Genomic DNA, 23,865 nt, shown 5'->3' on the forward strand with positions numbered 1-23,865 from the left:
TCAGCAACGCCCTCGCCTAAGCCCACCCCGACGATGCCTTCGGCGACGCCGCGGAGATCCCCGGCCAAGCCGATGCCCGTCATCGATCCGGTGGATGAATCGACCAAGGGAAATAAGCTGTACGCCGCGGGCAAGGTCGCGCTCGTGCCATGCCCGTTGCCGACGGTCGTGTTGCGTTCCGACAGCGAGATGCTGAAGTACGCCCGGGCGATGGTCGCCTGTATGCAGAAGGCCTGGACACCACTGATCCTCAAGTCCGACGCGTACTACGGTGGCGCGAAGGTTGCGGCATATTCCCTCGGAAAGGGGCCGGACTCGCCGCTCTGCGACGATCCGCCGAATGACAGCGGCGCCTTCTACCAGCCTCAGGGCAGCGTGATCTGCCTGGACCGCAAGTCGCTCGGGACCGATCCGGAGTTCGCTCTGATCGACCTCCAGGAGACTGTCGCGCACGAGTTCGGTCATCATGTCCAGATGTCGGTCGGCATCCTGACGTCCTACGACATGCGCGACTACGCCGGCAGCACGGAGCGGCTGGAAGACGAACGTCGCTTCGAGTTGCAGGCGAGCTGTCTGGGTGCCGCATTCCTCGGTGCCAACCGCCGTACGTTCGGTCTCACCGGCCGGCATCTCGAGATCTGGCGATACCTGGTCCGCCACCTCGGCGACGAGTACAACCCCAAGCACATCCGTGACCACGGCTCACGGACGAGCCACGGCTACTGGAGCCTCGGCGCGTTCGACGCCGGCAATCCGTCGGCCTGCAACACCTTCACCGCCCCGGCGAAACGTGTCAGCTGACAGTCGCTACCCGAGTTTGAGTTTGAAGCCTTCGTGGGAGTTGGTGAAGCCTAGCTTGGTGTAGAAGCGGTGGGCGTCGGTGCGGGTCTTGTCCGAGGTCAGTTGGACCAGGGTGCAGCCTCGGGTGCGGGATTCTTCGATGGCCCATTGGACGAGTTTGGTGCCGAGGCCGGAGCCGCGGGCGGGGGCGGCTACCCGGACGGCTTCGATCAGGCCCCGGGTGGAGCCTCGGCGGGACAGGCCGGGGATGATGGTGAGCTGTAGCGTGCCGATGACCTCGTTGTTGCGATCGGCAACCATCAGTAATTGATTGGGATCGCCATCGATCTGCTCGAACGCCGCCAGGTACGGCGTGAGGTCGTCGACGGACTCGCGGGTGGCGCCGAGTTGGTCGTCGGCGATCATCGTGACGATCGGGGCGACGTCGGCGGCGGTGGCGCGGCGGATCACGAAGTCGGTCATGGTCGCAGCATCTCAAACTTATGCAAACACTTTTCCTAGCGGACCCGCCGTACCGGGCTGTTTGCCCTGCGCAACCAAGGGTACGAGTGATACTGGACACCACTGCATCCGCCCGTGTGCCGGGGTCGTGTGCAGTGCTGCGCGACAGCGGATGCGGGCCAATTCGGAAGGAAGTCCCGATGTCCGCATTAGCGATCGACTTCACCGGGCCGTTCGAAGATGCCTTCAGCAAGTTGCTGTCGTTCATCCCGAACCTGCTCGGCGGTCTGGTCATCCTGGTGGTCGGCTACTTCGTCGCCAAGGTGCTCGGCAAGCTCGTCGGCAAACTACTCGGCCGGGTCGGCTTCGACCACTGGATGGAAAGAGCCGGCGTTTCCGGTGTGCTGCAACGGTCGGGCACGGGGCTGACCGCTTCGGCGATGCTGGGCAAGGTCGTGTTCTGGTTCGTGTTCCTGATCAGCTTCACGATGTTCGCCTCCGCCCTCGGCGTACCGGAGATCTCGAACTTCATGAGCAACATGCTCGGCTACATCCCGCGGATCTTCGCCGCGATCGTGATCATCTGCCTGGCCGCGCTGTTCGCGAACTTCCTGGCCGCGATCATCCGCGGTGCCACCGGCAACGAAACGCTCGCCAAGGTCGGCAAGTACGCGATCCTCGTGTACGCCGCGTTCGCCGCGCTCACCCAGCTCGGCATCGCGGTCCAGCTGACCGGTAACACGCTGCTGATCGTGCTCGCCGGCGCCGCGCTCGCCCTCGGTCTTGCTTTCGGCCTCGGGGGCCGCGAGATGGCCGGTCGCGCATTGGCCAACCTGTTCGACCGCGAGAAGATGATGAAGCCGACCGCGGATCAGGACCCGATGAACGGTACGCCGTCGTACCCGAACCAGGGCGGCTACGACAACGGCTACCAGCAGCCGATGCCGCCCCAGCAGCCCCCGGCCGCGCACGGCGCCGGTTACTCCAACGGCACCCAGCCCACCGGTAACTGGCAGTCGGGGCAGTAGATCCGAAGTAGTTCTCCTCAAGGCGGGCGGCGATCCTACCGGGTTGCCGCCCGTCCCTTGTCAGCTCTCCGAGGCGTCAGGCCCGGCTTCGCGAACGTCTTCTACCTTGCGCATGGCTTCGCGAAGGTCCGCGAGCCAGCTTTCGCTGTGCTGGGCAACGAGTTTGACGCACCAGCCGAGGGCGTCGCTGCGGGAGCGGGCCACGCCGGCGTCGACGAGGGTGTCGAGGACCTGGCGTTCGGGCTGGCGGAGGCGGGTCATCACCGGCGCGGACAGCGAGGTGAAGATCGTCCTGGTCTCGCCGCAGCGGACGCCCCAGGCGACCTTGCGACGGGTGGCGTGCTCGAGCTCGCGGGCGATCTCGATCCGGTGGTCCCGGGTGTCCTCGCGGAACTGCTTGACCCGGCCCGCCTCGGCGGCGGAGCGCTCGGAGTCGCTCACGTCCTTGCTCTGCTCAGGTGCGGGGATCCGGCCGACGATCAGGATCTCGTCCCGGTCGATCGACAGCTCGGTCTCACCCTCGAACCAGTCGCCCGGCAACCGCCCGGTCAGCCAGCCCCGCACCTTCTCCTGCTCGGTCTGTGTACTCATGTAATCATAATTACACCTCAGCAGGACGAGCTCAAGCAATCAGTGGTACTGCACCGTGTACGCCGCGTGCGCGTCGCCCTGGGAGAGCCCGACGTTCGACACACCGATCACCAGCGTGTGCTTGCTGACGTCGTTCCGGTACGTCACGTACGTCGTCCCGGCCGCGCCCTCGGTCGCGATCCGCGTCCAGTGCGAGCCACCCTTCGCGGCGACCTTGTGCAGCTGGGCGGCCGCGGTCGGCGTCGCGTAGTACGCCGTCCACCTCGTGTCGCCCCGTCCCCAGGCGCGGACCAGGTTGTCCGACCACTGGACCGCGTTCCAGGCCTGCGGTTCGCCGCTGAACTTCGCGGTGTACGCCGCGTGCCAGCCGTTCGCCGCGCGCAGACCGACGTTCTGTACGCCGATCGTGAGGTTCCCGCCGCGGGCGTCGTCGTGGTACGTCACGTAGATCGTGCCGGCGGCGCCTTCGGTCGAGACGCGACGCCAGTGGATGCCACCGGGTAACGCCTGTCCGTAGAGCGTGCGGGTGACGGCCGTCGACGCGTAGCAGTTGGCGGTTGCGGTCGCACCGCTGCCCCATGCCCGCACCAAGCGGTCGGCGTACGCCGCCGCGGAGATGTTCGTCGCAGACGCGAGCTTGCTGCAGCTCGCTGTCGTCGTAGTCGTGCCGGCGTTGGCCGGTGCGGCAGCTCCGGTGAGCACGATCGGTGCCGTCACCGCGAGTGCCGCAGTACTGCCGAGACCTATGATCCTTCGAATCATCATCGACCTCCCGAGTGGATGTGGTCCTACTTGTGGGACGCCACATCACACCCGGGAGTTTGCATCGCACTCCAATGAAACACGGCTGCAATATCAAGCAGCCGGCGGTGGCGCGAATGCTGCGCGTAACCGTTCCTGCGCGGTCGCTCCGGCGGCCGTGTGGTCAAGTCCGAGCAACGCCGCACCAACCACCGGCGGTACGTCGACCACCCGCGGGACTGCCTTCGGGGCGACGTCCGCGAGCAGACGCGTGACGCGATCGAGCAACACCGAGTGCCCCGCGGTGAGAACGCCGCCGCCGAGTACGACGGTGACGCGCTCGTCCAGCAACTCCAGTCGTCGCAACGCGCTGACCGCCATCGCGACGATCTCCTCGGCCTGCTGCTGAATGATGCCCAGGGCAACGGTATCGCCGTCGGCCGCAACCTGGAACAGCACCGGCCCGGCCTCCAGTTGCCGCTCGGCCGGGAACTCGCCGAAGTGGAACGCCTCGATCACCCCGGCCAGCGAAGACTTCCCGTAGTGCGTCGGCAGCGCGCTCAGCAGCGCAGTCGTCGGCCCGCGCCCGTCCTCGGCCCGCGACGCCGACCAGAACGCCTCCTCCGCCAACTGTGCACCACCGCCCCAGTCGCCAGTCATCTTCCCCAGCGCCGTGAACCGCGCAGTCCGCCCGTCCGGCAACATCCCGGAGCAGTTGATCCCCGCACCGCACACCACCGCCACACCGCGCGGCTCGTCCACTCCAGAACGCAGCAACGCAAAAGTGTCGTTGGTGACGTACACCGACTCCGCCCAACCACAGTTCTCGAAGACAGCCGTGAGTTGATCCACCTCGATCGGCAGATCGGCGTTCGCCAGGCACGCCGAGATCTGCTGCACCAGCGGTACGTCGCCCAGCTGCAGTCCGGCATCTGCCGCCGCAGCACGCACCAGCGGTTCCAGTCCGGCCACTGCGGCCACAGGCCCGATCTTCTGCGGCTCGAACCCACCACCTCGCGCCGTACCGAGCACTGTCCCGTCTGCGGCAACCAGCGCGACGTCTGTCTTGCTGTTGCCGGCGTCGAAGGCGAGAACTCCGCCCGGTACTAGCGCGCCCACGGCAGGTACGCCTTGTTGTGCGCCAGCAGCTTGTCGGTCAACTCCTGCGCCAACGAGATCTGCCCGACCAGCGGATGCGCCAGCAGTGCCCTGAACACGCGCTCGGATCCGCCCTTCACAGCGGCCTCCAGCGCCAGATCCTCGTACGCCGTCACGTGCGCGACCAGTCCGGCGTACAACGGCTCCAGCGGGGCGACCGGCTCCGGCGTCGTACCCTCGGCGCCAACTGTGGCAGGCACCTCGATGACGGCATCGTCAGCGAGGAAGGGGAACGTGCCGTTGTTGAGGGTGTTCACCACCTGCACGTCGCCGGTGTTGTTGAGGAGCGAGGACGCGAGTGCGACAGCGGCCTCGGAGTAGTACGCACCGCCGCGCTTCTCGAGCAGTGCAGGCTTCTCGTCGAGCTTCGGATCGGCGTACATGTCCAGCAGCTCTTTCTCGAGTGCTGCGACCTCAGCGGCCCGAGACGGCTTGGTGAGCAGCTCTTTCACCACTGCGTCATGGGCGTAGTAGTAGCGCAGGTAGTACGACGGTACGACGCCCAGCTCGCGTACGACGTCCGCCGGCAGGATCAGGTCCTCCGACAGCTCGTCCAGGTGCTCGGCGAGCAGCTTCGGCAGCATGTCCTCGCCGTTGACGCGGACCGCGCGCTCCCAGGTCAGGTGGTTCAACCCCACGTGGTCCAGCGACACCTCTTCCGGCGTGACCCCGAGCATGGCGGCGAATCGGCGCTGGAACCCGATCGCCACGTTGCACAGCCCGACAGCCTTGTGTCCGTGCGACAACAGCGCACGCGTCACGATCCCCACCGGGTTGGTGAAGTCGATGATCCACGCGTCCGGATTGGTACGCCGTACCCGCTCCGCGATGTCCAGCACCACCGGCACGGTCCGCAGTGCCTTCGCGAGACCGCCGGCTCCGGTCGTCTCCTGGCCGACGCAACCGCACTCCAGCGGCCACGTCTCGTCCTCGTTGCGCGCTGCCTGCCCACCGACGCGCAGCTGGAGCAGTACGGCGTCCGCACCCTCGATGCCCGCGTCCAGGTCGGAGGTGGTGATCACCCGGCCCGCATGCCCTTGTTTTGCGAAGATCCGGCGGGCCAGACCGCCGACCAGCTCGAGCCGGTCCGCTGCCGGATCGACCAGCACCAGCTCCGACACCGGCAACGTGTCCCGCAACCGGGCGAAGCCGTCGACGAGCTCGGGCGTGTAGGTGGATCCGCCACCAACGACTGTGAGTTTCACCCTTGACTCCTAGGTAACCGGTGGACCCGCTGTGTCGAAGACTTCGTCGCGGGTGGTGCTCAGTGCGGACTGCAGTGCTCCGGAGAGCACGGGGTCGGTGCTGATCGCGGTCATCAGCAGCTGCGGCCGCGGTACGGCGAGATCGGCGAGCTCGTCCTGGACGAGGCCGCGCAGCCGTTCGCCGCCCGCGGTGATGACGCCACCGGCGAGCACGATCAGCTCGGGGTCGACGACCGCGACGATCGCCGCCAGACCGACGGCCAGCCGATGCGCGAACTCGTCGAGTACGGCGTCGCCCGCGCCCTCGGTCTGCAGCGCGATCGCGATGGCGTCTTCCGGCGTACGCGCCTTCAGGCCGTGTTCGCGGGCGAGCTCCAGGACCGGTTCGCCGCCGGCGAGCTCCTGGAAGCCGCCGGCGTTGTTGCGGCCGACGTTGCGGACCAGCGGCGTACCCGGGAGCGGCAGGAACGCGACCTCACCCGCGCCACCGGTCGCACCGCGGTGCAGTCGGCCGTTGATCACGATCGCGGCGCCGATGCCTTCCTCGCCCCACAGCAGCACGAAGTTGTCGTGCTCCTGCGCATGGCCGACGCGCTGCTCGGCGATCGCGGCCAGGTTGACGTCGTTCTCGACCTCCAGCGGTACGGCGATCGCGGCGGCCAGCTCTTCGAGCAGATGCGGCGCGTGCCAGCCGGGCAGGTGGGTCGCGTACCGCAGCCGGCCGGTGGTCGGGTCGAAACCACCCGGCGTACCGATCGAGACGCGGTGCAGGCGCTCCCGGTTCAGACCCGCTTCGCCGGCTGCGCCCTCGATCGCCTTGACCACCCGGTCGACCGTGCCCTTGGCGCTGCGGCCCGGAGTAGCCAGCTCGTACTCGCCGACCACTTTGCCGGTGAGGTCCGCGATCGCAGCCCGGATCCGCGTCGGCGTGACGTCGAGGCCGGCGACGTACGCGATGCCGCCGTTGATCTCGTACAGCTGCGCGTTCGGACCGGGCCGGCCGGCGGTGGTGCCGCGCTGGCGGACCAGGTGTGCTGCCTCCAGCCGCGCGAGCAACTGGGACGCGGTCGGCTTGGACAGACCGGTCAGGTTGCCCAGTGTGGTGCGGGAGAGCGGGCCCTGGCTGAGCAGCAGATCCAGGGCGGCGCGGTCGTTCATCGCGCGCAGCAGGCGCGGCGTTCCGGGTGTTGTTGCCATGAGCCAACCCTGCCTCCCGTCGCCGCCCGTGGATACTCGCCGCGCTGATCTCGCGAGACTGTTAGGAAAGTTTACTATTAACGCGAGACCGTACGGCGGACAACGGCGGGTGTCAATCGGCGGGTGTCGGTTAGGGTTACCTAACTATGTCGACTGGGGAGCTGTTGAGGCGGGCCGTCCGACGACATCGGGGCCGGATGATCGCGGGGAGCCTGGTGCTCTCGCTGCATCAGGCGACCGAGGCGGCAGTGCCGGTGGCGATCGGTGTGTTCGTGGACCGGGCGGTGTCGACGGGGCGGTTCGAGCCGCTGCTGTGGTGCGTGCTGATGATGATCGTGCTGTTCGCCGTACTGTCGAACGCCTGGAAGACCGGTGCGCGGCAGGTGGTGTGGGCGATCGAGTACGAGACGCACCTGCTCCGGCTGGAAGTCGCACAGCGCGTGCTGGACCCGCGTGGTCACCGGACCGGGCTGCGATCGGGTGAGCTGCTCTCGATCGCTACATCGGACGCCGAGAAGGCCGCACTGGTGATGCGGGGCCTCTCGGTGGGTGCGGCCGCGTGTACGGCGTTGATCGTGTCGTCGGTGTCGCTGCTGCTGGTCGACGTACCGCTCGGGCTCGGGGTGCTGATCGGCGTACCGCTGCTGGTGCTGGGGATCCAGGCGCTGTCGCCGCTGCTGACCCGCCGTACGTCGAGCCAGCAGGAGGCGGTTGCGCAGACGACCGCACTGGCCACGGACCTGGTCAGCGGGCTGCGGACGTTGCGGGGGATCGGGGCGCAGCACAACGCGGCTGCACGCTACCGGCGTTCCAGTCAGGACACTCTGCGCGCAACGTTGCGCGCGGCATCGACCAACGGGTTGCAGGACGGTGTGACAACCGCGCTGAGCGGCCTGCTGCTGGCAGCCGTTGCTGGGGTCGCCGGCTGGTTCGCACTGCACGGCCGGATCACGATCGGCGAGCTGATCACCGTTGTCGGCCTGGCCCAGTTCGTCGCCGAGCCGGTAGGCACTCTCGGCTACGCAAGCCAGATCATCGCCAGGGCCCGCGCATCGGCTTCGCGGTTGGCATCCGTCCTCTCTGCATCTCCAGTCATGGTTGATGGCACCTCGGCTGCCATCGACCTTCGTCAGCCTCTCCTCGCAATGGAAGGCGTTTCGCACGGGACCCTCTCCTCGCTCACCCTCGTCCTCCAGCCGGGCGAATCCGTCGGCGTCCTCTGCTACGACCCCCGCGACGCAGACGCCCTCCTGAACGTCGTGGCGGGACGAGCTCCGGAGCACACCGGCACAGTGCTCATCGGAGGCACCGCTCTCGAGGAGCTGGACGTTGATGTGCTTCGGCGAACGGTGTTGCTGGAGCGCCACGAGACGGACCTCTTCGAAGGCACGCTCCGCACCAACCTCCTGTCGGAGACCGGCCTGGAGCGCGTGATGACCGCCGCCGGCGCAGCCGATCTCATCGAAGAGCTGGACCGCCCGCTGGCGGACCGCGGCCAGGCGTTGTCAGGTGGGCAGCGTCAACGCCTCGGCCTGGCGCGCGCACTCCTGGTCGAACCACCTCTGCTCGTGCTGCACGATCCCAGCACCGCGGTTGATGCCGTCACCGAGGAACTGCTGGCGGAAGGACTTGCTCAGGAGCGCAGCGGCCGGACCACGCTGGTGTTGACGAGCAGCCCGGCCCTGCTGGGGAAGATGGATCGGGTCGTGGTCATCGCCGACGGCGCGGTGGTTGCTGAGGGCATCCATTCGGACCTCGCCGCGTCAGATGCGGTGTATCAGGAGGCGGTGCTGCGATGAACCTGCTTCCGGTTGCCGGTCCGCGGGCGACCTGGGTCGTGCTGTCGCGAGAGATCCGCCGACTACCGGTCTTGTCCGTGCTGGCTGCTGTGGCGATCACCGGAGCCAGTGCGGCCGGTCTGGTTGCGCCGTGGGCGCTCGGGCAGCTGATCGACCAGATCAGCGATGGCGACCGGTCTGCGATCGTGCGGGTTGTCGTGATGATCGGCATCGCGGCGGTGCTGTCCGGCGTACTGACCGCGCTTGGCGTGACGCTGGTGGCGCGGGTCGGCGAGACCGTGCTGGCGCGGATACGCGAGAAGGTGCTCGATCGAGTCCTGCAGTTGCCTGCGCCGGTGTTGGAGAAGGTGCGGACGGGTGATCTGCTGTCGCGCGTGGGTGACGATGTGGCTTCGGTCGCGTCGGCGTTGACGGAGGTCGGGCCGTCGGTGCTCGGTGCGGCGCTGACGATCGTGCTGACCGTGGGCGGGATGTTCGCGCTCGACTGGCGGCTCGGCCTGGCCGGGTTGCTCGCCGTACCGATGTATTTCCTTGCGCTGCGGTGGTATCTGCGGCGGTCGGCGCCGTACTACAAGCAGGAGCGGGTGGCGCTGGGTGAGCGGTCCGAGGCGATCATCGCGTCGTTGCGGGGCAGTGCGACGGTCCGCGCGTACCGGTTGGAGGATCGGCAGCTGGAGAAGATCCGGGAGACCTCGGGGACCGCGCGAGACATCTCGATCACGGTGTTCCGGCTGTTCAGCTTCTTCTCGGCGCGGATCAACCATGCCGAGTTCACCGGGCTGACTGCGATCCTGGTTACCGGGTTCTTCCTGGTGCGTGCCGACGCAGTGACCGTGGGCGCGGTGACGGCGGCGGCGTTGTACTTCCATCGGTTGTTCAACCCGGTCAACGTCGTACTGATGGAGTTCGACCAGATCCAGACCGCCGCCGCGGGCATGTCCCGCCTGGCCGGCGTACTCGAGATCGAGCCCGCACCCGAGCCCGCCGACAGTCTCGACCCAGCCGACGCGTCACTCGAGCTCGAGAGCATTGGTCACAGCTACGACGGTCCTGAGGTTGTGGCAGGGGTATCGCTCCGCTTCGAACCAGGTGAAAGAGTCGCACTGGTCGGAGCGAGCGGCGCCGGCAAGACCACGCTGGCCGCCATCGCAGCAGGCGTTCTCGCGCCGACAGTCGGCACGGTGAAGCTCGGCGGCGTGGACATCCGCGACCTCGGCGAGGACCGGACCCGTGCGCAGGTCGCGCTGCTCAGCCAAGAGGTACACGTCTTCTCCGGCCCACTGGTCGAGGACGTACGGCTAGCACGACCAGCTGCAACGGCCGACGAGGTCGAAGCAGCACTCGACCGGGTTGGTGCGTTGGCGTGGGTGCGGGCGCTACCCGACGGCCTGGACACCGTGGTGGGCGAGAATGGTCATCAGCTGACCGGTGCGCAGGCGCAGCAACTTGCCTTCGCCCGCCTGGTACTGGCTGATCCGCCAGTCGCCGTGCTGGATGAGGCGACCGCAGAAGCGGGTAGCGCAGGCGCACGCGAGTTGGAGCGAGCCAGCGCGGCGGCGACTATCGGCCGGACCACGCTGGTCGTCGCGCATCGGTTGACGCAGGCCGAGCAGGCTGACCGGATCGTCGTACTCGACCACGGGCGAGTGGTGGAGTCAGGAACGCATGCGGACTTGCTGGCAGCCGGTGGGCGCTACGCGCAGCTGTGGCGTAGCTGGACCGGTACGTCTACGCCTGATCGGCCAGGAGGGCGAACGACACCAGCCAATGTGTCGACATGAAGTCCCCGCCGGTGACGGTCGGCAGCACTGCCTCGACCTGACGATCCGCACCTTCACGCAGCACTGAGGCCACGTCAGGCAGAGCAGGTGCGATCGTCCGCAACTGCCAAGCCCGACTCAATGCCAGGCCGGACAAGTGCGCCAGCTGCCCGTCTCCGGAGTTGTCGGTCACCGGCACCTCCAGCAGGTGCTGATGAGCGTCCTTCCCCAGTCCCGGGAGGAACGCGGACAGCCAGCCCGCGAATTCGGCCTCCGGCAACACCCGGCGCATCAACTCCGCCTCGGACAACGCCGGCGACAAGAAGTCGGTACCGGACGGCTCGAACCTCGTGTCGTACGCCGCGTCCTGCCCGAACCACTCGACCGTCCGAGCGCGAACGGCGTCCACCACATCCGCCCGGCCGAGCTCGTCGTACGCCTCGAACAACAAGGCAAGCGCGAACGCAGTATTGAGATGCACGCCGTGCCGCACCGGGTACGCCTGCTTCGGCAACCAGGTCAGTGTCAGGTCCGCAATGACCTCGCCGAGCGGCCTGAGTGCCTCCGCCCAGTTGGTCTGTTGACCGGCGGCGACCAGCATCGCCGCCCAGGCCCAGCCGTACGGGCGTTCGTACGACGGCCGGTCCCGCAGGTACGCCGCCTCGGTGGCGATCGCCTCCGGTGTCAGGCGCCGATCGAGTACTTCGATCGGACGCCGGCCGACCTGGTCCGGCGCCAAAGCGAGCAACCGGACCAGGGACCACTGCATGTGCGCGCTGGAGTGCCAGTCGTACGACCCGTGGAAGGCAGGGTGCAGGCGATCCGGGGTCACGTCCACGTCGTCCGGGCCGGTCGACGCGTGCGCAGCGCCGTACGGGTACGGCGTTTCGAGCACCTCACAGGCGATGTCGGCCCAGGCGGCGTACTCCATCGAGAACTCCTTAGAAAGCGAAGACGTACATGATGACGATGTTGCAGGCGAGCAGTGGGACAGCTGTCGGGATCTGGGCCTTGATCGGCCCGTACTGATCCTTCATCTCCAGTAGTGCCGCTGGAACGAGGTTGAAGTTGGCGGCCATCGGCGTACAGAGCGTGCCGCAGAATCCGGCCAGCATGCCGACCGCGAAGATGACCGCCGGGGTGCCGTGGAACTGCTCGTGCAGCAGCGGCCAGCCGACCGCGGCCGTCATCACCGGGAACGCCGCGAACGCGTTGCCCATGATGATCGTGAAGATCGCCATTCCGATGCAGTACAGCGCGACCGCGGCGATCAGCGAGCCCTTGGGAATCAGGTGATCCGTGACCCGACCGACTGCCTTGCCGACCCCGGACGCGTTGAACAGCAGGCCGAGCGTGGCCAGCATCTGCGGCAGGATCGCCGCCCAGCCGATGTGCTCGAGCAGCCTGCGGCCTTCGTGCAGTGGTACTGCGGGGCTCTTCGGCTTGAGCAGGACCATGCCGACGATCAGCGCGAGGATCGAAGCGACGCCGAGGCCGATGATGGTCGCGGAGCCGGACTCCAGCAGCAGCTGGCCGCTGCCGAGCTTCACCTTCGCGAGCCATGCGCCGAAGATCGCCGCGACCACCGGAATCACCAGTGCAGGCAGGAACAGCTTGTTGCCGAAGCGGTCCGCGAGGTGCACGCGCTCGGCCGGCGTCGTCGTACGCTCCTCGCCCTTGCCCGGGAAGCCCGAGCCGGCCAGGACGGCCAGGCCGATCACGGCGATGCCGAGCAGCCAGGACGGCGCCTGCTTGTGCACCACGAGCGTGCCGTAGCCGAACGACAGTCCGAGGATGCCCCAGAACGCCGCGCTGCCGAGCCGTTTGGGGTTGGTGCGGTCGTTGAGCACCTGCAGCGCGATCAGCACGAAGAAGATCCCGCACAGCCAGTAGAACCACTCGACCTTGATCATCGGGCCGCCTCCTTGGCCGCGGCCCGGTTCTCGGCGGCGAGCTTGTCCAGCTTCCGATCGAGCAGGAGCAATCGGGTGCCGTGGATGAGCAGTGCGCAGATACCGGTCGGGATCGCCCAGAGCGCGATGTCGATCGCCTCCAGGTGCAGGCCGTACGTCGTGTCGACGAAACCGGTGATCAGCAGGATCGAGCCGATCGCGACGAAGATGTCCTCACCGAAGAACAACCCGACGGTGTCGGCACTGGCCGCGAAACCCTTGATCTTCTCCTGGATCTTCTCCGGGAGCTTGCCGTAGCGACGTTCCGCGGCGCCGGCGGCCATCGGGTGGATGAGCGGGCGGACCGCCTGCGCGGGACCGCCGATGCTGGTCAGGCCGAGGGCCGCGGTGCCCTGCCGGATCAGGAGGTAGATGGCCAGCAAGCGGCCGGTGGTGAGGATCTGGAGTTTGCTGATCAGCTTCCGGGCCTGGTGTTGCAGGCCGTAGCGCTCGATCAGCCCGATGACGGGCAGAGTGACGATGAAGACGGTGACGGACCGGCTGCCGGCGAAACCGTCGCCGAACGCGTTCAGGATCTTGACCGGAGACAGGCCGCCGATCAGGCCGGCCACGATCCCGGCCGCGGTGACGACCAGCATCGAGTTGATCCGGAGGGCGAACCCGACGACTACCACCGCAATGGCGAGCAGAACCCACATGGTTCCTCCCGGGGGGAGAGGGCGATTCCGCTCACCATAGGAGATTGTTGAACGATCCTGCAATGGATCATTCGAACAAATTGTCCGACCATGTCAGAACGCGCCGTGACCACGAGGGTCCGGCGCGTTATCGGTTCGGGTGGTTTAGGGCAGGCGCCAGTCGACCGGAGTCGCGCCCTGCTGCTCGAGGAGCGCGTTGACGCGGCTGAACGGGCGGGAGCCGAAGAAGCCCCGGTCGGCCGACATCGGGCTCGGGTGCGCGCTCTCGACGTACGGAGTGGTGCCGAGCATCGGCTTGAGGGTCTGGGCGTCGCGGCCCCACAGGATCGCGACCAGTGGGCCGCCGCGGTCGACCAGCGCGTGGATCGCCTGCTCGGTGACGCTCTCCCAGCCCTTGCCGCGGTGCGCGCCGGACTTGCCCGGCTGCACGGTCAGCACTCTGTTGAGCATCAGCACACCCTGCTCGGCCCACGGCGTCAGATCACCGTTGGACGGAGCCGGTACGCCGACGTCCGCCATCAGCTCGCGGTAGATGTTCGCCAGACTCCGCGGGATCGGCCGTACGTCAGGAGCCACCGAGAAGCTGAGCCCGACCGGGTGTCCAGGAGTCGGGTACGGGTCCTGGCCGACGACCAGCACCTTCACCTGCTGCAGCGGCTGCTGGAACGCCCGCAACACGTTCTCACCCGCCGGCAGATAGGCCCGCCCGGCAGCGATCTCGCCGCGCAGGAACTCACCCATCTTCGCGACCGTGTCCTCGACCGGTGCCAAAGCATCGGCCCAGTCCGGCGCCACCAGATCCGTCAACGTCTTGGGACTCACCCGCGACAGTTTTGCAGCACCACGACCTGCTGTGCACCCCGGGTTGTCGCTCACTGTTCGCGTGTCGCTCAAACGCTGGTGTTGCTACGGAGGGTACAAAGGACGCGGCCCCGCAAAGGTATGAGCTTGCGGGGCCTTTGCTATTGGGTCGCCAGCTGTTGCAGTGCGTTGGCGTAGCGGCGGGCGGCGTAGTGCTGGGCTTTGCGAGTGACGGGGCCGGCCAGGCGGGTGTACCAGGTGGCGCCGCGGCTGTAGGCGCGGACGGTGAAGTAGATGCCGTCGGGGTCGCGGGTGACGATGAAGGACTCTTCGCCGGACTCGGGGTGGCCTTGCAGGGTGCCGTACGCGAAGCCGATGCGGTCCGGTTCGTTGACTGTCCAGACGACTCGGCAGGGGACCGGTAGGCCGATGCCGTCGAGTGGCGATCGGCCGATGAGCAGACCCGGTCCTAGGCGGCCGAGGGAGTTGCTGCCGAGCTGTGCGGTTGTGTCAGTCGCAGTCATCGGCAGTCCGGCCGCCGGCTGCATCCGCCAGCTCAGCAACGCATCGGCGGCCCGTTGGAACACCTCGTCTCCGGTGCCGATCCGCTGGCGGTACTCCAGGCGGTGGTAGCCCGCGGGCGTCTCGACGTACCGCGTCGAGCCCACGACGTCGTACGTGAGTTGCAGCCCTGCCAGGTCTTCCAGCTTCATCCGGCCTCTTCCCGTCGCATCGCCAGTACTCCGCACAGCGCGAACCCGACCGCGTTCGCCACACCGTGCGTCGCAACCATCCACTCCAACGGTAGATACGGCGTATCCACCACATGCCCCAACGCCCAGCTGACGGCCAGCAGCATGGTCACCACGAGCACGGATCCCGACACGACCAGCAGGATCGCAGTACTGCGGTCAGCTCGCCGCGACCGACGCCACAGGCTCCAGCCAACCAGCCACATCCCAGCGGTCAGCACGACGGCACCTGCAAGCTCAACGGGGTCACCGAGGAAGAACCCCAGCAGAACGAGTCCAGTGCCCAGCGGGACACTGACGGCTGCCAGGCCGTCTGCAGACAGGTACGCCATCAGTGCGGCCGCAAAGCCCGCGAAGTGGAAGTGGGCGACCGTCAGCGACAGCACAGTGAGGTTGAAGCCGAACAGCTCGTACGACGAACGCTCGGCAACCAGTGCGAGCGTTGCGATCGACGGGGTGACCAGTGCGGTGTACAAGGCGATCTGCCGCGCTTGGAGCGCTCTGTGGTGCAGGAAATGCCGTGCGGCCAACGCGATCAGGACAACCGTGCCGGCGAAGTAGACCGAGGCCAGGGTGATCGAGACTGCGCCGCGCGGTAGCCAGAGCGACACAGCACCGGGAACGGCGAACGCGAACCACCAGCGGGTGCTGGTGGTTCGCGTCGGGAGCAGAGTGAGTCCGAGCGGTACGACGATGAGCATCCCCAGGCTCACCACCGCATGGACGAGGAGGATCAACTGCTCTTCAGGCCGCTGGTGTTGTCCTGCTTGATCGCGTTGAAGAGCGCCGTGGCCTTCTTCGTGTCCCACTTCACGGCGTCACCGCGGTTGCAGCAGAGTTGGTAGTTGTCGTCACTCGTCGGCACGCTCAGCGCCACGCCGCCGCTGCCGGAGATCGCCTTCATGCCGCGGGCGAACCGGACGAAGTCCAGCAGGCTCATGTCCTTGTCGACGGTGAGGGCGTCGACGCCCTTCGTGGCGACGTTGTAGTACCGGATCGGGTTCAGGAACGTCGACGGCGAGGCGGCCTTCTTCGCGACGGCGCCGACCATCTGCCGCTGCCGCTCGGTCCGGCCGAAGTCGTTCTTGCCGTCGGCGTGCCGGGACCGGACGTAGCCGAGCGCCTTGACGCCGTCGAGCTGCTGGCACCCGGCCGGCAGGTTGATATGCGCCTTGTCGTCATTCATTGCCTTCGGCAAGCACATCTCGATGCCGCCGATGCTGTCGATGACCGAGGCGAAGCCGCCGAACCCGACCTCGACGTAGTGGTCGATGCGCAGCCCGGTGTTGTTCTCGATCGTCTGGATCAGCAGCGCCGGACCCTTGTTGAAGGCGGCGTTGATCTTCTGCTTGCCCTGGACGCCCGGGATGTTGACCGCGCTGTCACGCGGGATGCTGATCAGCACCGTCGGCCCGGACTTCGGGACATGCATCAGCATGATCGAGTCGGTCCGCGCCGGACCGGCGTCGCCACCGGTGTGCAGCCGGGCCCGCTCGGCCCGGCTGAGGTTCTCCCGGGCGTCCGATCCGACCATCAGGTACGTCGTACCGGAGGTCTCGGCGGGTCGCTGTCCGGTCGGCATCGCCTCGATCTTGTCGATCCGGCTCCACGCGTACAGCGGGACCGCGATCAGCATGAGAACGAACAGCAGGACGATCAGTCCGACGGTGCGGAGGAACCAGTTGCGCCGCTTCTTCGGCTTACCTGCCGACTTGGGCGACCGGTTCGCGTATCGCGGGTCGATGGGCTGCGTTTCACTCATAGCCAAGACCGTATCGGTGCCCGGCCCGCGACACGTCACCCCACTGAATGGTTTTACACGTCGGAAAGTAGGTCCCGCCTCCGTCAAAGGGAGGAAATCGGTCCCGAGAGCGAACCAGATCGCCGGAACGCGCCGGGCGACATCCCAACCCTGGCGGTGAACAAGCGGGTGAAGTACGCCGGATCGTCGTACCCGACCCGCCTGGCGACCGCTGCGACCGGCAGGTCCTCCTCGGCGAGCAAAACCTTTGCATTGCTGAGTCTTGTGGTCAGGACCAGTTCATGTGGGGTTGAGCCGGTCGTACGCCGTACGGCGTCGCGCAGCTCCTTCACGGTGAGACCGAGCTCACTCGCGTAGTCCTGAACGCTCATCGGCGTACTGGCGAGCTCCGCGAGCTGTGCGGCGACGTCGTCACCTGTAGTGGTCGCAGCTGCGGCGAGCACGTCGTACAGAGCGCCTGTGAGTTGTACTGGGTTGTGCTGCGTGCTGACGCGCAGCAGCCGGCTGAATGCACGGTCGACCGGACGCGCGTCAGCGAAATGGCGGACTGGTCGGCTGATGTTCACGTGGCCGAGCGTTGTGAGTGCTTCGACGGCTGAGCCGCTGAAGAGGGTCCACGCCTGACGCCACCTCGTTGCCGGCCGGTAGCGGTGGAGGACGCCGGGGAAGAGCCACAGCATCGCGGGGGCTCGCACCTCGTGCAGTTGGCGGTCAGGACCGTGTTGCAGCTGACCGCGGCCTTCCTTGAGCCAGACCAGCGCGTGACAGCCGAGGGCACGTTCTCGCGTGTTCTCCGAACCATGTGTCTGCTCGCCGGCGCCGAGGCAGAAGAGTCCAAGTTGGCGCTCGATAGCACCTGGAGTCGGGTAGATCGACCAGTCCGGCACGTCACAAGAGTCCAAGAACCTCGCCACTGTTGTCCATTCCGCTCGCTGGAGGCGTTGGGTGGAATGGATGTGTGCTGACGTCTAACGGATATGTGCTGGATGAGCAGCGGCTGGGTCAACTGGTCGCAGTACCTGCGGAAGAGCGCGGTGATCGGTCGCGGTTGCGGTCCCGGCTGCAGCGGGACGGGTACCTGTTCCTGACCGGATTGCTGGACCCCGCGGTCGTGCAGGAGTTCCGCGAGTACTACTTCGGGTTGACGGGTGCTGCAACGGACAGGGCGTCGTACAGGAAGGTGTTGTTCGAGGAGATCGTGCCCGGACCGGAGTACGCCGCTTTCTGTGCGCAGCCGGCGTTGAAGGGCTGGTTCGAGTGGTTCCTCGGCGGTACGCCGTTCCTGCACCGGCGCAAGATCATCCGGCAGACCGCGCCGGGCGAGAACGGCATAGGTACGGCGACGCAGGCGCACTACGACCTCGTGTACCTGCGGGACGGGACCGACCAGGTGCTGTCCGCCTGGATCCCGCTGGGCGACTGCCCGGTCAGCCGCGGCGGACTGACCTACCTGCAGGGCAGCCACCACCGGGTGCTCGAGGAGGAGGCTGCCGGGCGGCTCAAGCGGCCCGCGGCGTCCATCACCGCGGACCTGCCCACTCTGGCGGAGGAGTACGACGCCAACTGGCTGGTCGCCGACTATGCGGCCGGGGACGTGGTTGTCCACACCGCGCACACCGTCCATGCCGCCTTGGACAACGTGTCGACCGAGCTACGGTTGTCGACGGACATCCGGTACCAGCTCGCCGGCGACGCGATCGACGCCCGCTGGCAGAACCACTGGCACGATCGGGACGGTTTGTGACCGATATCCGGAACCTTCTCGCTAACGACATTCATTTCGGTTAAGGTGCCGCTCGGAAGTCGAACCGAGTCTGAGGAGAGCCGTGAACCGGAATGAACTGATCGCCGGCGTGGCACACAAGGCGGGTATCCCGCGGAACCAGGCCGAGAAGGTCCTCGACGCCCTCGGCGACGTCGTCACCGAGGCCGTGCAGCGCGGTGACAAGGTGTCGCTGACCGGCCTGCTCAGCATCGAGCGCGTGCTGCGCGCCCCGCGGACCGGTCGCAATCCGCAGACCGGTGAGCCGCTCTCGATCCCGGCCGGGTACTCCGTGCGCCTGTCGTGCGGAAGCCGCCTCAAGGCCGCGGCCCGAGGCAACCTCCGCACTGCGAGCTGAGCTGCTAGGGCGCCAGGAACCTGATCTGGTCGCAGTGGCCGTCGTCGACGGAGTGCTTGACGACGGTGGGACCTGGTCCGGGCGGCGCGGCGGCCGCGGCGGACGACGTGGTGATGCCGCCCAGCAGGAGTGCTGACAGCCCGATGACAGCTGTGATGGTGCGTTTGCTCATGTTTCCTCCACAACCAAGGTAGGACGATTTACCGCACTCGGGAACGGCTCACCGCGGTCACCCAGTACGGCGTGGTCGGAGTCGGCGGCGTGGTGAAGCGGGCGTTCGGCAGGTACAGGCGGTTCCCGAAGGCGGCGACCGTCGTGGGTACGTCGAAGTCCGGGCTGGTGATCTGGTCGACCACCGTGCCCTTGGTGCCGGATTTGTTCAGCGTCAGGACCGAGATCTGGTTCGAGCGGTTCTGGACGACGTACAGCGTGCGGCCGATCAGCAGCAGACCGTCGCCGTTGGTCATCAGGGCGTCGCCGATGTCGATCCGCCGGGCCACGCCGGTGCGCGGGTCCACCCGGAGCAGGAAGCCGGTCGACGACTGGACCATGATCAGTGCGCGGCCGTCCGGCGTGAGCGAGATGCCGTTCGCGTTGTTGCCGGGCAGGTGCTGGTAGTCGCCGCTGAGCGGGATCGTCTGTGGCTTCGCGTTCAGCCGGCGCAGCGAGACCTTGTAGAAGACGGGCTGCTGCGAGTCGGTGAAGTACGCCGCGTCCTTGCCGAGGATGACGTCGTTCACGAAGGTCGGGGTCGCGGTCGTGAACGTGTAGCTGGCCAGGACCTTGCCGGTCCGGGTGTCGATCACGCGGCCGTTCCCACCGGCGGCGCCGGCCACGAAGAGGCGGCCGAAGCGGTCCACCTTCATCCCGAGGGATCCGGTGCCCGGGCCTTGGCTGATCACCTTGCCCCGTCCGGTCCGCAGGTCGGCGGCATAGATGTCGCCGTCGGCACGCGAGCCGAAGTACGCCGTACCGCGGGCGATCGCGATGCCTTCGGGCTGGAACCCGTTGGGCAACTCGATCCGGGTCGGGAAGGAAGTCGTTGGAGCAGCGGTTGCTGCCGAGGTGCTCACGAGCCCGAGCATCACGACGGGCACGGTGAGCAGTGTGGTGAGTCGACGGACGAGGTGTGGCATTTTGGCGGGGTCCTCCCTGATCCGTGTTCTTTACCTGGGAGAACGGCTGGGTCCTGTGGATAGTTCAGACCGGCCTGATCGCGAACCGGGTATGTTCGCTGGCAGCAACTGGAACTGGGACAAAGGGGTCAGGGATGACAGCAGGAATCGACAGCTCGGCGGCGACCGGCGCGGTGCGGCCGCAGGACGACCTGTACCGGTTCGTGAACGGGACGTGGCTGGCTGAGCACGAGATTCCCGCGGACAAGGCGATCCATGGCGCGTTCCACGCGCTCTGGGACACCGCGGAGCAGGACGTCCGGGCGATCGTCGAGAAGACCGCCGCGGCCGGCCACCCCGAGGGCAGCGAGCCGCGGAAGATCGCCGACCTCTACACGAGCTTCATGGACACCGAGACGATCGAGCGGCTGGGCGCCGAGCCGATCGCCGACCAGCTCGCGCTCGTCCGCGACGCCAAGGATCTGGCCGGTCTGGTCTCGGTCCTCGGGCAGCTCGAGCTGCAGGGCGTGCCGGGCGTCTTCCACTACTGGGTCGACGCCGACGCCAAGAAGTCCGACGAGAATATCGTGCATCTCACCCAGGGCGGCCTCAGCCTGCCCGACGAGTCGTACTACCACGACGACAACTTCGCCGAGATCCGTGCGGCGTACGTCGCACATGTGGCGAAGCTGCTCGAGCTGGCCGGACTGCCGGACCCGGCCGGGTCCGCGGCGCGGATCCTCGAGCTCGAGACCCGGATCGCCGACGGCCACTGGGACCGGGTCAAGGACCGGGACGTGCAGCTGACCTACAACAAGCTCGACCGGGCCGGGCTCGAGGAGCTCACGCCGGGCTTCGACTGGTCGACCTGGCTGGCGGGCGCCGATGTTCCGGAGAGTGCGTTCGCGCAGGTCGTCGTGCGCGAGCCGGACTTCCTCACCGCCGCTGCGGCCGCGTTGCAGGAGGTCGAGCTGGACCGGTGGAAGGAGTGGCTGAGCTGGCGGATCGTGCACAGCGCGGCGCCGCTGCTGAGCCAGGCGTTCGTCGACGAGAACTTCGCCTTCTACGGCAAGACCCTGACCGGTGCGCCCGAGCTACGTGAGCGCTGGAAGCGCGGGGTCGGCGCGGTCGAGCAGTCGCTGGGCGAGGCCCTCGGCAAGCTGTACGTCGCCGAGCACTTCCCGCCGTCCGCCAAGGCCCGCATGGTCGACCTCGTGCAGAACTTGGTCGCTGCGTACCGGCAGCGGATCGAGGCGCTGGACTGGATGGGTCCGGAGACCCGGCAGCGGGCGCTCGACAAGCTCGGCACCTTCGTGCCGAAGATCGGGTACCCGGACGAGTGGAAGGACTACTCCGCTCTCGAGGTCGACCCGGCCGACCTGTTCGGCAACGTTCGCCGTTCGGTCGAGGTGGAGACCGCGCGGGATCTGGCCAAGCTCGGTCAGCCGGTCGACCGCAACGAGTGGAAGATGACGCCGCAGACGGTCAACGCGTACTACAACCCGCGGATGAACGAGATCGTCTTCCCGGCCGGCATCCTGCAGCCGCCGTTCTTCGACCTCGACGCCGACGACGCGACCAACTACGGCGCGATCGGCGCGGTGATCGGGCACGAGATCGGCCACGGCTTCGACGACCAGGGCTCGCGGTACGACGGCGACGGCAACCTGAACGACTGGTGGACCGACGAGGACCGCGCCGCCTTCGAGCAGCGCACCGACAAGCTCGTCGCGCAGTACGACGCCCTCGAGCCGGCCGAGACTCCCGGTCAGAAGGTCAACGGCAAGCTGACCCTCGGCGAGAACATCGGCGACCTGGGCGGACTCTCGATCGCCTACGTTGCTTACGAGCTGTCTCAGGGTGGAGCCGAGCCCGACGAGGCCGGTAGCGAACGCTTCTTCTCGGCTTGGGCGCATGCCTGGGCGACGAAGACCAGACCGGAGGAAGCTGCTCGGCGGTTGACGATCGACCCGCATTCGCCGCCGGAGTTCCGCTGCAACGCCGTGGTGAAGAACATCGACGCCTTCCACACCACGTACGACGTCCAAGAAGGCGACGGCATGTGGCTCGCTCCTGAGGACCGCGTCCGCATCTGGTGATTCTGTTGCGCGCCGGCCGGCCAACTCCCGGCCGGCGCCCCTCACCGGTGCAATGCCGTTTGGGTGAAGACGTTGTCGGGGTCGCAGGTGTCCTTGACCTGGAGCAGGCGGGCCAGCTTCTCCGGGGAGTAGGCACGGTGCACGGCGGTGGGATCCTCGTCGGCGATGGTGTTGACGTAGCTGCCGCTGGTGTACGGCTCGAGACCCGCGGCGTAGGTCCGGGCCGCGGTGATGCGGGCCTCGTCCTCGCCGGGATCGCTCCAGTCGTCGCCGGTGGTGAACTCGACGAGCGCGTCGCGGTGGCTGTACGCCGTCTCCCCGTCCGGTACGTCGGCGACTGCGCCGCCGCACAGCGTCAACCGTGCTCCCGGATTGTTGTCCGAGGCAAGGAACGCGTCGATGGCGGCGTCCGGCAAGGACCGCAGGTAATGCCCTTTGCAGTAGCGGCGTAGGGCGTGGCGTTCGACGTCGTCCGACTGGGTCTGCAGGTCCAGGTAGCTGAGCTCCTTGATCCGCCGGCCAACCGGCTTGCCGATCCGTTCGTACGATGCGAGTTGTCGTCGACCCTCCTCGACATCGCCGACCCACACGTAGCCGATGCTCGCGACCAGGCGGCCGCCGTACTCGTCCCGCCGGCCAATCCGGGCGACCGGGGTGGCCTGGCGTGGGGCGTCCGCGAACAGGTCCCGCCAGCCTCGGAACGCCGTACCGGCATCTTCCAGCTCGTAGAACAGGTCGACGGTCAACGCCTGGGTCCCGACCGGATGCAGGCGGAACTCGAACGCGGTCACGACGCCGAAGCTCCCGCCCCCACCGCGCAATGCCCAGAAGAGGTCCGGGTGCTCGGTCTCGCTGATCCGCAGTACGGCGCCGTCCGCGGTGACCAGTTCGTACGACGCCACGTTGTCGCAGGTCAGCCCGTACGCGCGGGCCAGCCAGCCGACTCCGCCGCCCAGGGTGAGTCCGCCGACGCCGGTGTGCGAGACGTTGCCGGCCGTGGTCGCCAGCCCATACCGCTGACTGGCGACGTCGAGTGCGCCCAGCAACGCGCCGCCGCCGACTCTGGCTCGGCGGCTGACCGGGTCGACCTGGACCGAGTTCAGCGCGGACAGGTCGAGCAGCAGGCCGTCCTCGACCACCGGCAGCCCAAGGAAGCTGTGCCCGCCGCCGCGAACCCCGATCGTCAGCCCGGCGTCCCGGCCGTAGCGCAGTGCCGCAACCACGTCCGCCGTACTCGCGCAGCGCGCGATCAACGCCGGTCGCCGGTCGACCATCGCGTTCCAGACCGCTCGGCCGGAGTCGTAGTCCGGATCCCCCGGCCGGGTCAGGAGTCCGTCGAACGCCGTGATCGTCATCGCCGGACCAGCCCTCGAGCTGCCGCGAGGATCGACTCCCGGCGGAAGCAGGCGATCACGGCCGCCACCAGCAGGTAGCCGATCGGAATCGCCGGCGACGCACCCAGCGCGACGATGTTCGTGAGCGTCGCGCCGACCATCAGCATCGCCAGGCCGAGCGCGGCGAGACCGCACAACCGCGGTACCAGCAGGCCGATCGCGCCGGCCAGTTCGAGCGCACCGACCACGTACCGCAACCACTGGCCGGCGCCGACCGCGTTGAAGAGGTCGACCATCACCGGGTCCCCGGTCAGTTTCGGCAGGCTCGCCATCACGAACATCGCCGCCAGCACCACCTGCGTCACCCACAGCACCACCACGCCCGGCCGGACCCTGCGCGTGGTTGTCGTCGCTGTACTCATCACTGCCTCCAAGAGTGTGTTCTGGTACGACGACCCTCGCGCCGGCGACCCGCGACCCACATCCGTGCCGACCACGGATCCACCACTGATCCGGCACGGCAGGCCCCGCCGATCGGTCATGATGGGCG

The 23,865-nt window shown here is 67.6% G+C and carries 25 protein-coding genes; 7 read left to right on the plus strand and 18 right to left on the minus strand.

Annotation, left to right across the window (positions count from 1 at the left end; all coding sequences use genetic code 11):
• The first annotated feature begins 90 nt into the window (after window positions 1-90).
• A complete protein-coding gene (locus tag ACFWUU_RS33695) occupies window positions 91-801 on the plus strand; it encodes a neutral zinc metallopeptidase (protein WP_380181605.1) in 711 nt (236 codons plus the stop codon).
• Between the two features lie 6 nt (window positions 802-807).
• Here the strand turns inward: ACFWUU_RS33695 and ACFWUU_RS33700 are convergent, their stop codons facing one another.
• Window positions 808-1,263 (minus strand): GNAT family N-acetyltransferase, encoded by a 456-nt coding sequence (locus ACFWUU_RS33700; protein ID WP_380181607.1) that lies wholly within the window; start codon window positions 1,261-1,263, stop codon window positions 808-810.
• Between the two features lie 179 nt (window positions 1,264-1,442).
• Between ACFWUU_RS33700 and ACFWUU_RS33705 the strand changes: the two genes are divergently transcribed.
• Window positions 1,443-2,270, plus strand: coding sequence for a hypothetical protein (locus tag ACFWUU_RS33705; protein ID WP_380181609.1), 828 nt, complete (start codon window positions 1,443-1,445; stop codon window positions 2,268-2,270).
• A gap of 60 nt (window positions 2,271-2,330) precedes the next feature.
• Here the strand turns inward: ACFWUU_RS33705 and ACFWUU_RS33710 are convergent, their stop codons facing one another.
• From ACFWUU_RS33710 to ACFWUU_RS33730, 5 genes are all read right to left on the minus strand, one after another.
• On the minus strand, window positions 2,331-2,861 hold the full coding sequence (locus ACFWUU_RS33710) for a hypothetical protein (RefSeq protein WP_137252648.1): 531 nt from the start codon (window positions 2,859-2,861) through the stop codon (window positions 2,331-2,333).
• Window positions 2,862-2,900: 39 nt separating this feature from the next.
• The gene (locus ACFWUU_RS33715; protein ID WP_380181611.1) at window positions 2,901-3,623 is read right to left on the minus strand and encodes a hypothetical protein; all 723 of its coding nucleotides are present in this window, start codon (window positions 3,621-3,623) and stop codon (window positions 2,901-2,903) included.
• 93 nt (window positions 3,624-3,716) lie between these two features.
• Entirely contained in the window at window positions 3,717-4,721 is a 1,005-nt protein-coding gene (locus ACFWUU_RS33720) for an N-acetylglucosamine kinase (protein ID WP_380181613.1), read from the minus strand.
• Window positions 4,709-5,965: a 6-phospho-beta-glucosidase gene (locus ACFWUU_RS33725; protein ID WP_130446479.1), complete on the minus strand. Its 1,257-nt coding sequence runs from the start codon at window positions 5,963-5,965 to the stop codon at window positions 4,709-4,711. The genes ACFWUU_RS33720 and ACFWUU_RS33725 overlap by 13 nt, the downstream gene beginning before the upstream one ends.
• 9 nt (window positions 5,966-5,974) lie before the next feature.
• Entirely contained in the window at window positions 5,975-7,162 is a 1,188-nt protein-coding gene (locus ACFWUU_RS33730; RefSeq protein ID WP_380181615.1) for an ROK family transcriptional regulator, read from the minus strand.
• Between the two features lie 197 nt (window positions 7,163-7,359).
• Here ACFWUU_RS33730 and ACFWUU_RS33735 point away from each other — a divergent pair, with 197 nt between their 5' ends.
• Window positions 7,360-8,961, plus strand: a complete 1,602-nt coding sequence (locus ACFWUU_RS33735) for an ABC transporter ATP-binding protein (RefSeq protein ID WP_380181617.1) — start codon at window positions 7,360-7,362, stop codon at window positions 8,959-8,961.
• The gene (locus ACFWUU_RS33740; RefSeq protein ID WP_380181619.1) at window positions 8,958-10,742 is read left to right on the plus strand and encodes an ABC transporter ATP-binding protein; all 1,785 of its coding nucleotides are present in this window, start codon (window positions 8,958-8,960) and stop codon (window positions 10,740-10,742) included. Before ACFWUU_RS33735 ends, ACFWUU_RS33740 begins: the two co-directional genes overlap by 4 nt.
• Here the strand turns inward: ACFWUU_RS33740 and ACFWUU_RS33745 are convergent.
• The 8 genes from ACFWUU_RS33745 to ACFWUU_RS33780 all read right to left on the minus strand — a co-directional run bounded on the left by ACFWUU_RS33745 (window position 10,690) and on the right by ACFWUU_RS33780 (window position 17,534).
• Window positions 10,690-11,652, minus strand: a complete 963-nt coding sequence (locus ACFWUU_RS33745; protein WP_380181621.1) for a DUF2891 domain-containing protein — start codon at window positions 11,650-11,652, stop codon at window positions 10,690-10,692. The genes ACFWUU_RS33740 and ACFWUU_RS33745 overlap by 53 nt on opposite strands.
• Window positions 11,653-11,662: 10 nt before the next feature.
• Window positions 11,663-12,634 (minus strand): DUF979 domain-containing protein, encoded by a 972-nt coding sequence (locus ACFWUU_RS33750; RefSeq protein WP_137252656.1) that lies wholly within the window; start codon window positions 12,632-12,634, stop codon window positions 11,663-11,665.
• Window positions 12,631-13,332: a DUF969 domain-containing protein gene (locus tag ACFWUU_RS33755; RefSeq protein ID WP_137252657.1), complete on the minus strand. Its 702-nt coding sequence runs from the start codon at window positions 13,330-13,332 to the stop codon at window positions 12,631-12,633. The genes ACFWUU_RS33750 and ACFWUU_RS33755 overlap by 4 nt, the downstream gene beginning before the upstream one ends.
• Before the next feature lie 144 nt (window positions 13,333-13,476).
• A complete protein-coding gene (locus tag ACFWUU_RS33760) occupies window positions 13,477-14,154 on the minus strand; it encodes a uracil-DNA glycosylase (protein ID WP_380181623.1) in 678 nt (225 codons plus the stop codon).
• A 140-nt stretch (window positions 14,155-14,294) separates the two neighbouring features.
• Window positions 14,295-14,846, minus strand: a complete 552-nt coding sequence (locus ACFWUU_RS33765; protein ID WP_380181625.1) for a DUF1990 family protein — start codon at window positions 14,844-14,846, stop codon at window positions 14,295-14,297.
• The gene (locus ACFWUU_RS33770) at window positions 14,843-15,622 is read right to left on the minus strand and encodes a YndJ family protein (RefSeq protein ID WP_380181627.1); all 780 of its coding nucleotides are present in this window, start codon (window positions 15,620-15,622) and stop codon (window positions 14,843-14,845) included. The genes ACFWUU_RS33765 and ACFWUU_RS33770 overlap by 4 nt, the downstream gene beginning before the upstream one ends.
• Window positions 15,619-16,647 (minus strand): LCP family protein, encoded by a 1,029-nt coding sequence (locus ACFWUU_RS33775; RefSeq protein WP_380181629.1) that lies wholly within the window; start codon window positions 16,645-16,647, stop codon window positions 15,619-15,621. The genes ACFWUU_RS33770 and ACFWUU_RS33775 overlap by 4 nt, the downstream gene beginning before the upstream one ends.
• 83 nt (window positions 16,648-16,730) lie before the next feature.
• A complete protein-coding gene (locus ACFWUU_RS33780; RefSeq protein ID WP_380181631.1) occupies window positions 16,731-17,534 on the minus strand; it encodes a helix-turn-helix domain-containing protein in 804 nt (267 codons plus the stop codon).
• Window positions 17,535-17,605: 71 nt separating this feature from the next.
• Here ACFWUU_RS33780 and ACFWUU_RS33785 point away from each other — a divergent pair, with 71 nt between their 5' ends.
• Both ACFWUU_RS33785 and ACFWUU_RS33790 read left to right on the plus strand, forming a co-directional pair.
• Complete coding sequence (locus ACFWUU_RS33785) at window positions 17,606-18,391, plus strand: phytanoyl-CoA dioxygenase family protein (RefSeq protein WP_380181633.1); 786 nt, start codon at window positions 17,606-17,608, stop codon at window positions 18,389-18,391.
• A gap of 82 nt (window positions 18,392-18,473) precedes the next feature.
• Window positions 18,474-18,767, plus strand: coding sequence for an HU family DNA-binding protein (locus ACFWUU_RS33790; protein WP_137252664.1), 294 nt, complete (start codon window positions 18,474-18,476; stop codon window positions 18,765-18,767).
• A 4-nt stretch (window positions 18,768-18,771) separates the two neighbouring features.
• Here the strand turns inward: ACFWUU_RS33790 and ACFWUU_RS33795 are convergent, their stop codons facing one another.
• A complete protein-coding gene (locus ACFWUU_RS33795) occupies window positions 18,772-18,939 on the minus strand; it encodes a hypothetical protein (RefSeq protein ID WP_380181635.1) in 168 nt (55 codons plus the stop codon).
• A gap of 28 nt (window positions 18,940-18,967) precedes the next feature.
• Window positions 18,968-19,903 (minus strand): SMP-30/gluconolactonase/LRE family protein, encoded by a 936-nt coding sequence (locus ACFWUU_RS33800; protein WP_380181637.1) that lies wholly within the window; start codon window positions 19,901-19,903, stop codon window positions 18,968-18,970.
• 134 nt (window positions 19,904-20,037) lie between these two features.
• Between ACFWUU_RS33800 and ACFWUU_RS33805 the strand changes: the two genes are divergently transcribed.
• A complete protein-coding gene (locus ACFWUU_RS33805) occupies window positions 20,038-21,981 on the plus strand; it encodes a M13 family metallopeptidase (RefSeq protein WP_380181639.1) in 1,944 nt (647 codons plus the stop codon).
• A gap of 41 nt (window positions 21,982-22,022) precedes the next feature.
• Here the strand turns inward: ACFWUU_RS33805 and ACFWUU_RS33810 are convergent, their stop codons facing one another.
• Together ACFWUU_RS33810 and ACFWUU_RS33815 are read right to left on the minus strand one after the other, a co-directional pair.
• Window positions 22,023-23,336, minus strand: a complete 1,314-nt coding sequence (locus tag ACFWUU_RS33810; protein WP_380181641.1) for an FAD-binding oxidoreductase — start codon at window positions 23,334-23,336, stop codon at window positions 22,023-22,025.
• Window positions 23,333-23,737 carry a DoxX family protein gene (locus ACFWUU_RS33815; protein ID WP_380181643.1) on the minus strand — a complete coding sequence of 135 codons (405 nt, stop codon included), beginning with the start codon at window positions 23,735-23,737 and terminating at the stop codon, window positions 23,333-23,335. Before ACFWUU_RS33815 ends, ACFWUU_RS33810 begins: the two co-directional genes overlap by 4 nt.
• Between the last annotated feature and the right edge of the window lie 128 nt (window positions 23,738-23,865).

This window comes from Kribbella sp. NPDC058693, assembly GCF_042715335.1.
GTDB classification, from domain to species: domain Bacteria; phylum Actinomycetota; class Actinomycetes; order Propionibacteriales; family Kribbellaceae; genus Kribbella; species Kribbella jiaozuonensis.